This window comes from Algoriphagus sp. (assembly GCF_030694375.1).
GTDB lineage: Bacteria > Bacteroidota > Bacteroidia > Cytophagales > Cyclobacteriaceae > Algoriphagus.
In genome coordinates this window covers 314,347-328,677 of sequence record NZ_JAUXYL010000020.1, presented here as the reverse complement: position 1 = coordinate 328,677, position 14,331 = coordinate 314,347, and the positions used below count along the sequence as shown (strand labels likewise).

The window sequence follows — 14,331 nt, the reverse complement described above, 5'->3', positions numbered from 1 at the left end:
TAGCATTTTTTTTCTTTCCATCGTATTAAATGACAAAACCCTATAACAATGAAAAGATTTGTGATTTTAATTGCTGTTTCGTTCTTGAGTTCATGCGAGCTTTTTGATGATAAATCCAAAACCTATGAACTTGAAGAAATCCAGGAACTATACAATGAAATTGTGGCCTTGTCAGAATCTGTTTCATGCACGAATTCTGCAGAATGGAAGATCACCCCAATGGGAAGCAAAGCCTGTGGTGGTCCTACACGTTACATCGCTTACCATCAAAGTGTCGAATCCCGTTTTTTGGATTTGGTAACACAATACACAAAGCTGCAAGCGGAGTATAACAAAAAAAATAATATCGTTTCTGATTGCGCCTTGGTGGCAGAACCTCGGGGTGTTGTGTGTGAAAGTGGAAAGCCAATATTTACAGGAAATTAAATAAATTACCCTATAGATTTTATAGGGTTTTATTTACTTTTGCCCATCCTCCCTGAGAATGAGCATAAAATTTAAATTTTCACTTTTCCTTACGTTCTGTTTTATCAACCTTGGCCTTCTATCCTTTGGTCAATCGATCAAGGAGCAAGCTGTATGGTATGGGTATTTCTTTACAATTCCGCTTTCCCAAAAGTGGCACAACGTCACTGAATTGCAGGAACGACATCTAGTAAGACCCATCCAACAGAATCAGTTCATGGTACGTACCCGATTTCACAGGAATTTAGGCAAGAATCTCGACGCCTCCACAGGGCTTAGTCTTTTCCTTCACCATAAAATCGGGGAACTTGAAAACGATGATATTAATTGGCCTGAGATCCGCCCTCACTTGGATATAAGCCTTAAAACAAAACTACGCAAACTCACTCTCGACCAACGATTTCGTGGAGAAATCCGCTTTTTCCAAAATTTCGATTCAAATCACACAGTGCTTCTTGATGGCTTCTTCTTTCGGGCTTATCGGAGCCGATATCGACTCCAGGCAAGCATTTTATTGGCTAAACCCTGGGGAGAAAAGACATTAAACCTCAAACTGGCCGAAGAAATAATGGGAATGATTGGTGGGGATTATTCTAAATTTACTTTTGATCAAAACAGGATAAGTGCAGACTTAAGTCTGGAATTGTCCCGGAATATCCAATTGGAGCTAGGGTATGTATACTGGCATCAAACCAGAAATTCAGGAGGATTTTTGGATCAACATATTTTCCGTACCTACCTAAGGCATACGCTGGATTTTACAAAAAATAAAAAAAAGGCCGAAATGCCGGCCTTTTAGAATTAACAGAAAAGGGTGTTAAGTTTAAATCTGCTAATGGAGTAAGCAACACCTGTCAATTGCTGTTTCTATAAAACCGATCGTGGAACTGATAACGGATATCATTTGTCGCTTTGATTTCTTTGGATTCGGTATCAATTACCATCACCGGAGGATTAGATTCTCCTGATTTAGCAGCGGACCAAGCAGGAAGCTCCCCCCCATTTGGATTACCACTTTTCACAAAATTAGTAAAATAGTTAAACATCGTATTGGAGACTTTAAAATCCTCCTGACTCCATTGGAATTCTTTAACTAAATGCAGATTAGCCATTGCATATTCGATCTCCGCAGCATGGCGGGCTCCGATTTGCTTTGGTGCCGGGATAGGATTCTCACTCCTTACCGTACCTCCAGCCAATCCGGCTGTTAAGCTTTTGTCTACCAAAGGCGGTGAAAGTTTGCTAAACAAATAGCGATATACCGCTTGCTTGCTGTGATTTCTGTGCAAGTCAAACCACTTCCATGTACTGTAGGATATAAATCGGTCAGAGGCTAAATCCGTCGCGGCATATTCAACTTCTTCGGCGGTTTCGTGTGGATGAAGCATCAATACTTGCTCCCAATCACTGGAATAAGTTTCCTTAACTTTGGCAATGAATGCCTGTTTAGTATAGGGTTGACCCTGCATAAAAGCCTGTCCGGGAATCTCAGCCGAATTCCAGCCCAAAAGTAAAGGAACCTGAGCTTGTTCTCCCGCCCTGAAGATTTCAGGAAGAGATTTGGGTAAAAAGTAATTGTCAATCACCACAGGAAAACCGAATCTTTTGGACTCCTGATAGATTTCAAATACATCCTTGGCAGACATCTTTCTCAATTCCGAGATGGTCGTATATCCCGCCAATTCGATAAACTCCTTGCCGGTTTTTTCGGCTTCAGCGAGACCTACAGGAGCTAAAGTTGGATTAATTCCTGCGCCGCTTTCGCCAATTGCCCCATGAATGAGATTTTTTGCAAGTGGGGAGGCCATTTGATATGAGACTGAAATAGAACCCGCAGATTCACCTGCGATTGTCACTTGATTGGGATTACCTCCGAATGCGGCAATATTATCTTTCACCCATTGAAGCGCTAAAGTCTGATCAAGCAAGCCATAATTACCCGAACCTTTATAAGATGTTTCAGCGCTGAGTTCAGGATGGGCTAAAAACCCAAAAATCCCCAAACGATAATTGACAGTAACTACAACAACTCCCTCCTTCGCCATGGATTCTCCATTATATCGCGGTTCGGAAGCATCTCCCGCCACAAATCCCCCACCGTAGAAATACACCAAAACAGGTAAATCCTTAGAATTTCGCTTGGCTGGTGTCCAGACATTTAAATAAAGGCAATCCTCAGAAACTCCGTCAGAAAAAGAGTTCATATCCCCAAAAACCAGCCCTTGAACAGGTCTAGCGCTAAATTTCTTGGTTTCCTTAACCCCTATCCATTTATCTGCCGGTATTGGAGCCCTCCAGCGTAATTCTCCTACTGGAGGCTTGGCAAAAGGAATCCCAAAATAGGTCGAAATTCCATTGGTCACGTCGTAATTACCTTCGATAATTCCATTTTTCAGTATAATCTGGACAGGCATGGAATTATTACTTTGAGCGTAGACAGGAAGAAAACCAAAAAAGAAAATCGCACAACAGGCTATCGTCAGTTTCATAAAATGATGTGTTTTTGATTTCTATTGTATCATTATGAGACAATAATACTTGGTTCTGCCGAAAAAACCTAGTTACTTGGACCAGAATTAAGTCCCGATATGCCACTTCCTGAACTCTCCCAGTTTATTCCCCACCTTGCTTACGATTCTGTAGTCTTTGGTTTTTCGAGGGGCAAACTCAAAATTCTCCTTATGGAATACCACGCTACGGGTTGGCATGCGCTTCCCGGAGGATTTATAGGAAAAACCGAAAACCTGGAAGATGCCGTTAAGCGTGGCTTATTTGAGCGTACCGGATTAAAAGAAATTTACCTGGAGCAGTTTCATACGTTTGGGGAAGTCAACCGATTTAAGCCAGAGGTAATGAAGCGAATTTTGGAAGCCAACGACTATTCCGTACCACCTGAATATTGGATGTTGGATCGATTTTTCTCGATCGCCTATTATGCACTCATCGACCACGAAAAAGTGACTTTACAACCCGACGCAATATCCGATTCCATTGATTGGTATGAGATCGAGCAACTTCCGGAATTAATTTTTGATCATGGGCAAATTGTCCAAAAAGCACTTCAAACCCTTCGAGAAAACCTGGACCGGAAACTGATCGGCGGCAATCTCCTCCCTGACCGCTTTACCATGAATGAACTCCAGGCTGTCTATGAAGCGATTTTGGGCGAAAAACTCCGCCGTACCAGTTTTCAGCGAAAAATGCTCAGCATGGATATTCTCGACCGGCACGAAAAACTCTTTACCGGCAAAAGCCACAAAGCTCCTTATCTCTACAGCTTTAAAACCCGCTAAACCATGAAATATAGACTTTTACCTTTCCTTGTGGTTGGTATCCTTCTTTTTTCCTGCGAAAAAAAAGAAACCTCATCCAGCTTATCGATCAATTCTGTAGCTACGGAAGGTGGCTTGATATCAGGGAAATTGGACTCAAGCGGTCAGATCAAAATCTTTAAAGGAATTCCCTTTGCGGCACCACCCCTTGGAGATTTACGCTGGAAAGCTCCTCAACCCGTACAGCCATGGGAAGGGATTAAAACCTGCACAGAAAATCCTCCTTCTCCGATGCAAAATCCTCCTGTTCCATTTTTTGCCTGGTCATCTGAATTTTTGATACCAGCCGAGCCGATTTCGGAAGATTGCCTCTACCTCAATGTGTGGACAGCAGCAGAAAAATCAGACGAAAAGCGTCCGGTGATGGTGTGGATCTATGGGGGTGGTTTTGGATCGGGCGGAAGCACTGTTCCACTTTATGATGGAGAAGATCTGGCAAAAAAAGGGATCGTCGTCGTGACCATTAATTACCGGGTAGGCATTTTAGGCTTTTTAGCACATCCAGAACTCAGCGCCGAAAATCCGGATCAGACCTCTGGAAACTATGGGATTTTGGATCAGATTGCAGCTTTAGAATGGGTAAAAAAGAACATTGCAGCATTCGGTGGAGATCCTAAAAATGTCACTATAGCTGGTCAATCCGCCGGCGCTTTTAGTGTCAACGCCCTGGTGGTTTCGCCTAAAGCGAAAGGACTTTTCCACAAAGCAATCGCCCAAAGTGGAGGAATATTTACAAGAAATAATGGCTTGGTTTCTGGGATTAAAGGGGCAGAAGAAAGGGGAAAAGAACTTACAGATCAAATGAAATTATCACTTGCTGATCTAAGGAAAATCTCTCCTGACAGCCTCATCAAAATTCCCGGAAGATTCGGCCCTGTATTCGATGGAAAGGTTCTTCCAAGTGTGAGAAAAGCATTTGAAGAAGGTAAATTTTCTGATGTTCCACTTTTGACGGGATGGAACGCCGATGACAGAGTTTCCGGAAATCAACCGACCTCACCGGAAGAATTTAAACAGAATGCCAAAAAGCAATATGGAGGTCGGGCTGGTGAATACTTGCAACTTTTTCCGTCGGGAAATGAAGTAGAACTGGAAGAGACCCTAAAAACTATCGGAGTTTTAGGCTTTGGCTTTCAGAATTATACTTGGGCAAAAATGCAAACCGAAAAAGGACAAAACGACGCCTATCTTTACTATTTCACGCGTGTTCCACCCGGCGAACCCAATTTCGGAGCCTTCCATTCTGCGGAGTTCAGTTATGCACTCCACACTTTAAGAAATTGGAATCGTCCTTTTGAGAAGGCAGATTATGAGTTGGAGAAAACCATGTCGGACTATTGGGTGAATTTTGTGAAAACAGGCAATCCTAATGGTGATAACCTCCCTAATTGGCCTGTTTTCGATCCGGAAAACCCCTTGGTCATAGAGCTTGGTACGGATGTCAAATTAAGAGCCTTACCTTTTTGGGAGCAGATGAAGTTTATGGAAAGCCTAAACAAATAACTAATGCTGGCTACCCTCGGTCTCGTCACCATATTGCTGCTTCTTTATCTTGTCATTACCAAAAAGGCATCGCCAGTAATTGCCTTAATTTTGGTTCCGATACTGACTGGAATTGCCGCCGGAAAAGTCATTGAACTTCCGGTGATGATCGGTGATGGTATCCAGTCAATTGCTCCTACAGGAGTCATGTTTGTTTTTGCTATTTTATTTTTTGGGATATTACTGGATGCAGGTACTTTCCGGCCTATCATTCATCACCTGCTGAAAATTGCCGGGAATGACCCAATAAAAATTGCCTTATCCACAGCTATTTTGGCCATGCTAGTTCATTTGGACGGTTCGGGAGCTGTCACCTTCTTGGTGGTAGTTCCCGCGATGGTTCCTGTTTATGATCAATTGGGAATGAAGCGTCTAAACCTAGCCTGCATTGTGGCTTTGGCTGCCGGCACCATGAACATTCTCCCTTGGGGTGGACCTACCATTCGTGCTGCCACAGCCTTGAATGTTTCAGTCACCGAGCTGTTCAACCCAATTTTTATACCTTTTCTTTTTGGGCTTGCCACTGTATTGCTTATTGCATTTTTCTTGGGGAAAAGTGAAAAAAACAGAATCGGTGCAGTTGTTCTTCCTGTTGATAAGGTGGACCTTCAACTATCCAATGATCTTGAAATGCCCAAGCTCTTCTGGATTAACATTTTCTTGATTATACTGGCAATCACCGTCTTAATTTTAGGATGGGCCCCGCCGTATGTCATATTCATGGTAGCCTTTGCTATTGCTATGCTGATCAATTTTCCAAAAATTGAAGACCAGAAAACCCGCATAGACGCTCATGCAAAGGAAGCTATGCTGATGGCAAGTATCCTTTTTGCCGCTGGTTGTTTTACAGGAATTATCAAGGGCACAGGAATGATGGATGCCATGGCAGCAAAAGTCGAGACTTTAATGCCAGCGCAATTGGGAGCACAGTTACCCTTGATCACTGGCCTATTGGCAATGCCTGCGAGCATGCTGTTTGATCCCGATTCATTTTATTTTGGAATCCTGCCACTTTTGGCTTCCACCGCAGGACACTTCCAAGTAAGTGCTTTGGAGGTAGGTCAGGCTGCAATTATGGGTCAGATGACCACCGGATTTCCGGTAAGCCCACTGACTGGTGCCACCTTTCTTTTAATCGGGCTTGCCGGCGTTGATTTGGGAGATCATCAGAAAAAAACCATCCCACTGGCATTTTTGGTGACTTTGGTAATATTGACTGTATCAGTCTTAATGGGGATTATTTCAGTATGACATGCAAGAAAAACTAAGAATCGGTTGTGGTGCGGGATTTTCGGGAGATCGAATTGAGCCTGCTATGATCCTTACCGAAAAAGGAAACCTGGATTATCTGGTATTAGAGTGCCTTGCTGAACGGACGATTGCTTTGGCACAAAAGCGAAAAAAACAAGATCCAAAGGCCGGATACGATGTTCTTTTGGAGCGCCGGATTGTAGGCTTGCTTCCGCTTTTGCTCAAAAACAAGACCCGCTTAATCACCAATATGGGTGCGGCAAATCCTCTGGCAGGTGCTGAAAAAATAATCGATATCGCCCAAAAACTAGGTTTGAAATTAAAAGTAGCGGTAGTTCTCGGAGATGATGTTTTTGACAGGATTTCCGGTACGGAGCTTTCTATGGAAGGAAGCGAACCCCTCCAATCCTATGGGAATTTAGTTTCTGCCAATGCTTATCTCGGAGTCGATGCGATTCTACCTGCTTTGAAAACCGATGCCAATATCATTCTGACGGGGAGAGTTGCAGATCCCTCCTTGTTTTTGGCTCCGATGATTCATGAATTGAATTGGAGTACATCGGATTTTGAGCTGATGGGAAAAGGAACCGTGATCGGACATTTATTGGAGTGTGCTGGGCAGATTACCGGAGGTTATTTTGCCGATCCCGTGAGCAAGCCTATTCCCGACATGCATATTCTCGGACATCCTTTTGTGGATATCTTCAGTGATGGTTCAGCCATTATATCAAAAGTAAGTGGTACCGGTGGGTCCATCACGGTCCAGACGGCGAAGGAGCAGCTGCTCTATGAGGTAATCGATCCTGGAAATTACTTTACCCCAGATGTAATAGCGGATTTCACAAGTGTCAAATTTTCCGGGCAAAATAAAGACGAAATCCGGGTAGAGGGAGGTTCCGGGAAGGCAATGCCCAAAACCCTTAAAGTCAGTGTTGGCTACGAGGCTGGATTCATTGGTGAGGGAGAAATCTCTTATGCCGGGGCACACGCCATTGAACGGGCTAAACTCGCAGCCGAAATTATTGAAAAGCGAATCGGGGACAGGTTTGAGGAATTTAGGGTAGATTATATTGGCTTGAGTTCAATGCATGGTCAGGAACTTTCCAAAAATTCGGTGCCTTACGAAATACGCCTTCGGATAGCCGGTAAAACAAAAGACAGATCATTCGCCCAACTTGTCGGCGAAGAAATAGAAGCGCTCTACACCAACGGTCCGGCAGGAGGTGGCGGAGCCAGAAAATACACCCATGAAGTTATAGGGGTAGTTTCAATTCTGATGGACCGAAACAATGTCAATTCAAGTATTCAAGTCCTGGAATCATGAGTCAGAAACTTTGCGAAATCGCCCATAGTCGAGCAGGAGACAAGGGAAACACCCTAATTCTTTCCCTGATTCCATTCCAAGAGAGTGATTTCAACTTGTTGGTCAAAGAAGTCTCAGTTGAAAAAGTAAAAGCTCACTTCCGACACCAAGTTAAAGGTGAAATCATCCGCCACGTTTTGCCCGAACTGAAAGCACTTCAATTTACCTGCTTTGAAGCATTGACAAGTGGTGTAACCACATCTCTTGCCTTAGACGCTCATGGAAAAAGCTTGAGTTATGCCTTGCTGGAAATGGAAATTGATGATTCTATTGGGCTTTACTCCTTCATCAACTTTTCCAATACTTCAATCGCAGCCTCCGATAGCACCGTCCCCGGTCCAAAAACTGCCGATACTCCTGAATCAAAAAGGAATTGATAATCTTTTTGTGGTATGACACCACCCGCAACCACCATGATATCAGGACGCCCAAGTTCTCTCAGGGCCTGAATCAGCTGAGGAACCAAAGTCTTATGACCAGCTGCCAGAGAAGATGCTCCTACGATATGCACATCATTTTCAATCGCCTGCTCGGCTACTTCCCGAGGTGTCTGAAAAAGTGGCCCGATGTCCACGTCAAATCCCAAATCCGCAAAACCAGTTGCTATAACTTTGGCACCACGGTCATGTCCGTCCTGCCCCATTTTAGCAACGAGGATACGAGGACGACGGCCTTCAAGTTCCGCAAAACGGTCGGATAATTCCTGAGCTTTTTTAAATGAATTCTGGTCTTTCACTTCTGCCGCATATACTCCGGAGATCGTTTGTGTCTGGGCTTTGTGTCGCCCAAATACTTTTTCCATCGCATCGGAGATTTCGCCTAAAGTAGCTCTTTTTCGCGCTGCTTCTACCGCCAGGGCGAGTAAATTACCCTCTCCTGTTTTAGCCGCCTGAGTGATGATTTCCAGACTTTTTTCAACCTCTTGGGAATTTCGAGCGGATTTCACAGCTTTCAATCGGGCAATTTGTGAATCTCTCACGACCTGATTATCCACATCTCGCACTTCAATTTGGCTTTCTTCTTTGATCTGATACCGGTTAACTCCTACGATTATGTCACGACCGCTGTCTATGCGAGCTTGCTTTTTGGCAGCAGCCTCTTCGATTCGGAGTTTTGGAAGACCTGTTTCAATCGCTTTTGCCATCCCTCCCAATTCCTCCACTTCCTCGATCAATTTCCAGGCTTTTTGGACCAGCTGATCGGTAAGGTATTCTACATAATAAGAACCTCCCCAAGGATCTACAACTTGGGTGATCCCCGTTTCCTCTTGTAAAACCAATTGTGTATTCCTCGCGATTCTTGCCGAGAAATCAGTGGGCAAAGCGATTGCCTCATCCAAGGAATTGGTGTGAAGCGACTGGGTATGGCCCATGACAGCGGCCAAAGCTTCTATGGCTGTACGGGTCACGTTATTAAATGGATCCTGCTCTGTCAGGGACCATCCCGATGTCTGACAATGCGTTCGCAGCGCGAGTGATTTTGGGTCTTTGGGATTAAACTGCTTCACAATCTTCGCCCAAATAAGGCGACCTGCTCGCAGCTTGGCAATCTCCATAAAGTAATTCATGCCTATTGCCCAAAAGAAAGAAAGCCTTGGTGCAAAATCATCAATATCCAATCCCGCTTTAATTCCTGTTCTGAGGTATTCCAAACCGTCGGCAAGCGTGTAGGCTAACTCCAAATCAGCTGTAGCACCTGCCTCCTGCATGTGGTAGCCTGAGATTGAGATCGAATTGAATTTAGGCATCTTTTGGGAAGTAAACTCAAAAATATCCGCAATCAACTTCATGCTGGGCTGCGGTGGATAGATGTAGGTATTTCGTACCATAAACTCCTTCAGAATATCATTCTGAATCGTGCCGGAAAGTTGTGCAGGCATAACTCCCTGTTCTTCGGCCGCTACAATGAAAAATGCCAAAATCGGAATCACAGCACCATTCATCGTCATAGAAACTGACATTTGGTCCAGCGGAATCTGGTCAAAAAGAAGTTTCATGTCTTCGACAGTATCAATCGCAACCCCGGCTTTGCCCACATCACCCTGAACACGAGGGTGGTCAGAATCATAGCCACGATGAGTTGCCAAATCAAAGGCAACAGAAAGCCCTTTTTGTCCTCCTGCAAGATTTTTCCGATAGAAGGAGTTGGATTCCTCAGCGGTGGAAAAGCCTGCATACTGACGGATCGTCCAAGGGCGCTGAACATACATCGTGCTGTAGGGCCCTCGGAGAAATGGGGGGATTCCAGCTACAAATTCTAAATGAGGAATCAAGCCTATATTTTGAGTATCAAAGCGATCCGGGATCGAAATCTGCTCCGGCGACTCCCAAACAGAGGAAACCTCTTCGTCAGGAGAAGTCTGTTTCCTATTCTTCCAATTGTCAAAGTCAGGTCTCATGCTCCAGTTTGGTTTTGAAGTTCCACCAGATAAGAAGCCCGGCTTGGCTTCAGTTCATATTCTTTCTCCAAAATCGGAGAAAATTCCAGGTTATTTTTCAAGGAATCTGAGGCGGGATATTTGTTTACTCCAATCTTGGAAATCTCCCCGGAAAGGATCGAATTTTGTTGTTTCTGTCGATGTTCTCTGATTTTTTTGTGAAGCATTCTGGACTCAAAAGCAACAAGCCAGCCTCCATTTTTTTCTAATTCCTGAAGCCCGCTTTTCACTTCATCCATGAGTTGAGTTATCAGCGTGTCCAAGTAATAAGATCCTGCGGCAGGATCACCAACCTTGCCGAAATACGATTCATAATTTAAAATAAATGAAACATTTCTGGCGACACGAAGCTCCAATTCAGTGGCTTTTTGTCCGGAAATAGGACGCACCCACAGACCATTTGCTCCGCCTAAAATTGAAGCCATTGCTTCATAGGTTTGCCGAATAAGATTTGTATTTGAATCGAGCGTAGATTTGGACCAACCGGAAGTTTGCGCAAAAATACAGGTGTTTTCCAGCCTCAACTCCACATTATATTGCAGGGCAAGCTCGGCGTAAAAAAAACGAATTGTTTTAAGTTTGGCGATTTCGGGGAAATGCAAATCTCCAACCGAAGTATAAAATCCGCTTTTTTCGAAAATAGTTATTGGGTCAATCCCCGATTTGTCGATGAGCTCTATGATTTCTCCGAATCCAAAAATCAGCTCATCCAAACCAGAGGCACCGGCATCAGCATATCTGCTAAAATTGAACATACATGCATGAAAACAGCGCTCATTGGGGAAACAAGAAAAAACTCTTCTAAAAGCTGAGATAGCCTCTTCCCAACTTTTACCTTGCTCAAAAAGCATATCAATGGGTGACCAAAGCAAGCCCCCGGTAAGCCCAGATTCCTCCACCCCCATCTCATGTACCCAAGTCATAAAGTGCTCTAAAACTTGGGCTGGATCGCCAAGGGGTTTTAACATGATACTGATGTAATCCGGAATCACATCTTTCAAAAGCTCATTTAGGTTTTCATCTCCCTTCAAATGCAAAACCAACCCTTCTCCTCCATTTTCAAGGAAATCCATAATTTCCTGAATCGGTGTACTTGGATAAACAGCTAAAAAATTGGACCAGGACCTGGCAGAAAAATCCTGTAAAAACGGTTTGTCTTCAAAGCTATTTTCAGGCAATCTTGGGAGATCCAATACATCCTCCCGGGTATAGAAAGGTTGAATTTGTATTTTCTCCCAAAGCAGGGATTTCAAGGCTTGATCAAAATCCTGTCCTCTCAAATCTTTGGCAGCCTGATTTTTCCAAGCTTCTTTGCTTGAGGGAGGAAAGTCGTAAAAAAGATCTTGGGTCATATTTGGATTGGGTCAGTTCCTGATTTAGGACAAGTTCAAAAATAAGGAATGACGAGTGAATTGCCAGAAAGAAATGCATAAGTAAAGAGATTCGTAGGCCTCAAATTCTAAATGCCTAACTGTCAATTAATAGTGTTATAGAAAATGCTTTCACTATTTACACAATAGAAAAATATCAAAAATTCAAACTTGGATTTGTGAAAGTGTCAAATTTTAATCCACAAGCAAAATATAATTCTGAAGCCTGTACAAAATCTACAAAAATTGACTTTTTCAAGCTTAATTCGATTTTTTATTTAAGTTAATTTTCCACAAATTTGGTCCCCTTGCAATCGCCGGGAAATCCAAGAATACAATCTAATACTTTTCTAAATGAGTTTGGAAGCTAGCGCCGTATGGAATGAGTGTTTGCGTGTGATAGAACAACACGTAAACGAGCAGAGCTTTTCGACTTGGTTTAAACCAATCAATCCAGTCAAATTGGAGGGTTCCAGCTTGACAATTCAAGTTCCAAGTCAATTTTTCTACGAATGGCTGGAGGACAACTATGTACAAGTCCTCAAGCTTGCCATCAAAAGTACGCTAGGCCAAAATGGACGTTTGGAATATGCAGTGGTGGTGGACAAAGGGAATTCTAATAATCAACCCTATGTGGTTTCTTTCCCGCAGGGTAATACCTCGGGCAAAAAGCCGAATCCGCAGGCTGAGGTAAGGACTCCTTTTGAAATGCAATCCCTGAATGCAGACATGCTTACCCAAAGCAATCTGAACCCGACCTACTCTTTCAGTACTTACATTGAGGGTGATTGCAACCGGCTTGCCAGGTCTGCGGGCTTTGCAGTGGCTACTAAGCCGGGAATTACATCCTTCAACCCTTTGATGGTCTATGGTGGAGTTGGGTTGGGAAAAACCCACTTGGTTCAGGCCATTGGAAACGAGATCAAAAACGGCCCAGAAGACAAGTTTGTGCTTTATGTTTCTTCAGAAAAATTCGTGAACCAGTTCATGGATTCCATCAAGGATGGCAATGTAAAAAGCTTCACCAATTTTTACATGCAGGTGGATGTGCTGATCATCGATGACATTCAGTTCTTGGCTGGGAAGGATCGTACACAGGAGATGTTTTTCCACATTTTCAATCACCTCCATCAGAATAAGAAGCAGATCATCATGACTTCAGATTGTCCTCCCAGAGATCTGAAAGGCTTGGAAGAGCGATTACTTTCCCGGTTTAAGTGGGGGCTGACTGCGGATTTGCAAATGCCTGATTTCGAGACCCGCGTGGCCATCATTCGACGCAAAATGGAATCTGAGGGAATTTTCATCCCGGATGAAGTGGTGGAATACTTAGCTTATTCGGTAGACACCAATGTCCGTGAATTGGAAGGGATTTTAATTTCCCTGATTGCACATGCTTCACTCAACCGGGTTGAAATCAGCCTGGAACTGGCAAAAACTGTGATCAAAAACTTCATAAAAGATATTGAAACAGAAGTAGGAATTGACTTTATCCAAAAGTCAGTTTCCGAATATTTCGGTATTCATCTTGATGACCTCAAAGCCAAAACCCGTAAGAAAGAGATTGTTATTGCCAGACAGGTGGCGATGTATTTTTCCAAGGAATTCACCAATCACTCCCTCAAGTCTATCGGGTACCACTTTGGTGGTCGCGATCACAGTACGGTAATTCACGCGGTACAGACGGTAAATGATATGATTGAGACCGACTCGAGCTTCAAAAACTCGGTCAATGAGCTCAAAAAGAAATTCAAAATGAGATCGTATTGATCTCATTTTTTTTTGACAAATATCCAGCATTCCCTCTGGGAATGCCCTCCAGTTCTAATCTTTTCCGCTTCCTTTAAATTGGTCCTCCTTGTAGGCAAATAGCACGTTGAACGTGGTCAGCGAACCATAGCATCGGGTGATGTATTGCTGTAAGTTGACACGATCTTCATCATCAAGTTTGGGATGATTATTAATATTTTGCTCCAGTACACGGAGTTTTTCCCGTACCATGACGATTTTTCGAAAGAAAGTTTCAACAGGTATCTCCTTAGTCTGTAAAGTTTTGTCTGAGGGCTCAATGACTAAAGTTCCGCCCATCCATTTCCCTCCAAGTGGCACTAGCGGGGCGCGTTCCGAAGTCGCAATCAAAGCTTCCCGGATGGCCCGTTCCACATCCTTCATCGTGAGCATCGGGAAGTCAGGCACCTTGGCTTCCTCTACGGTAAATCCTTCGTAATCTCTTGCGAGCGTCTTTACTTCTTCCAAAGAAGAAAAGTATATTTTATAAAAGGTCTCATCGACGGAGACAATAACCCCGGTTCCAAATTTTGGGTGACCAATTCGACTTCCTACTCCAAGTTGACTTGCTGACATAGTATCTTTTCAAAAAGGGTTTTACGACGACCAAAATAAAGACAAAGTGGGCATTGTATCAATTTTGGATTTGAATATTCAACCGAAAGAATCAGAAGTCTGTAACTTTTGCAAAATTCAGGCATTACTTTCTATAGATTTTTCGCACTTAAACCCATCAAACCATTCTTCCAATGAAATCGAGCCTGCCATTCGGCAGAATGCCCA

General features: G+C 43.5%; 12 protein-coding genes. 8 read left to right on the top strand and 4 right to left on the bottom strand.

Annotated elements, in window-relative coordinates; translation table 11 throughout:
- Positions 1 to 48: 48 nt before the first annotated feature.
- The gene (locus tag Q8M62_RS06275) at positions 49 to 426 is read left to right on the top strand and encodes a hypothetical protein (RefSeq protein ID WP_304900859.1); all 378 of its coding nucleotides are present in this window, start codon (positions 49 to 51) and stop codon (positions 424 to 426) included.
- Positions 427 to 484: 58 nt separating this feature from the next.
- The gene (locus tag Q8M62_RS06270; protein WP_304900860.1) at positions 485 to 1,264 is read left to right on the top strand and encodes a DUF2490 domain-containing protein; all 780 of its coding nucleotides are present in this window, start codon (positions 485 to 487) and stop codon (positions 1,262 to 1,264) included.
- Positions 1,265 to 1,319: 55 nt separating this feature from the next.
- On the opposite strand, the gene Q8M62_RS06265 is transcribed toward Q8M62_RS06270, so the two are convergent.
- The gene (locus Q8M62_RS06265; RefSeq protein ID WP_304900861.1) at positions 1,320 to 2,954 is read right to left on the bottom strand and encodes a carboxylesterase/lipase family protein; all 1,635 of its coding nucleotides are present in this window, start codon (positions 2,952 to 2,954) and stop codon (positions 1,320 to 1,322) included.
- A gap of 99 nt (positions 2,955 to 3,053) precedes the next feature.
- On the opposite strand from Q8M62_RS06265, the gene Q8M62_RS06260 reads away from it, so the two are divergent.
- From Q8M62_RS06260 to Q8M62_RS06240, 5 genes are read left to right on the top strand one after another with little or no spacing between them, the layout of a single operon-like run.
- Positions 3,054 to 3,758, top strand: coding sequence for an NUDIX domain-containing protein (locus Q8M62_RS06260; protein ID WP_304900862.1), 705 nt, complete (start codon positions 3,054 to 3,056; stop codon positions 3,756 to 3,758).
- Between the two features lie 3 nt (positions 3,759 to 3,761).
- On the top strand, positions 3,762 to 5,300 hold the full coding sequence (locus tag Q8M62_RS06255; protein WP_304900863.1) for a carboxylesterase/lipase family protein: 1,539 nt from the start codon (positions 3,762 to 3,764) through the stop codon (positions 5,298 to 5,300).
- Between the two features lie 3 nt (positions 5,301 to 5,303).
- On the top strand, positions 5,304 to 6,590 hold the full coding sequence (locus Q8M62_RS06250) for a CitMHS family transporter (protein ID WP_304900864.1): 1,287 nt from the start codon (positions 5,304 to 5,306) through the stop codon (positions 6,588 to 6,590).
- A gap of 1 nt (position 6,591) precedes the next feature.
- Positions 6,592 to 7,914, top strand: a complete 1,323-nt coding sequence (locus Q8M62_RS06245) for an acyclic terpene utilization AtuA family protein (protein ID WP_304900865.1) — start codon at positions 6,592 to 6,594, stop codon at positions 7,912 to 7,914.
- Positions 7,911 to 8,330 (top strand): hypothetical protein, encoded by a 420-nt coding sequence (locus tag Q8M62_RS06240; RefSeq protein ID WP_370690555.1) that lies wholly within the window; start codon positions 7,911 to 7,913, stop codon positions 8,328 to 8,330. Before Q8M62_RS06245 ends, Q8M62_RS06240 begins: the two co-directional genes overlap by 4 nt.
- Here the strand turns inward: Q8M62_RS06240 and scpA are convergent.
- The gene (gene scpA, locus Q8M62_RS06235; protein WP_304900866.1) at positions 8,231 to 10,351 is read right to left on the bottom strand and encodes a methylmalonyl-CoA mutase; all 2,121 of its coding nucleotides are present in this window, start codon (positions 10,349 to 10,351) and stop codon (positions 8,231 to 8,233) included. The genes Q8M62_RS06240 and scpA overlap by 100 nt on opposite strands.
- Positions 10,348 to 11,742 (bottom strand): methylmalonyl-CoA mutase family protein, encoded by a 1,395-nt coding sequence (locus Q8M62_RS06230; RefSeq protein WP_304900867.1) that lies wholly within the window; start codon positions 11,740 to 11,742, stop codon positions 10,348 to 10,350. Before Q8M62_RS06230 ends, scpA begins: the two co-directional genes overlap by 4 nt.
- A gap of 372 nt (positions 11,743 to 12,114) precedes the next feature.
- Here Q8M62_RS06230 and dnaA point away from each other — a divergent pair, with 372 nt between their 5' ends.
- Positions 12,115 to 13,530 (top strand): chromosomal replication initiator protein DnaA, encoded by a 1,416-nt coding sequence (gene dnaA / locus Q8M62_RS06225; RefSeq protein WP_304900868.1) that lies wholly within the window; start codon positions 12,115 to 12,117, stop codon positions 13,528 to 13,530.
- Positions 13,531 to 13,584: 54 nt separating this feature from the next.
- On the opposite strand, the gene Q8M62_RS06220 is transcribed toward dnaA, so the two are convergent.
- On the bottom strand, positions 13,585 to 14,124 hold the full coding sequence (locus Q8M62_RS06220) for a hypothetical protein (RefSeq protein WP_092729933.1): 540 nt from the start codon (positions 14,122 to 14,124) through the stop codon (positions 13,585 to 13,587).
- Positions 14,125 to 14,331 lie beyond the last annotated feature (207 nt).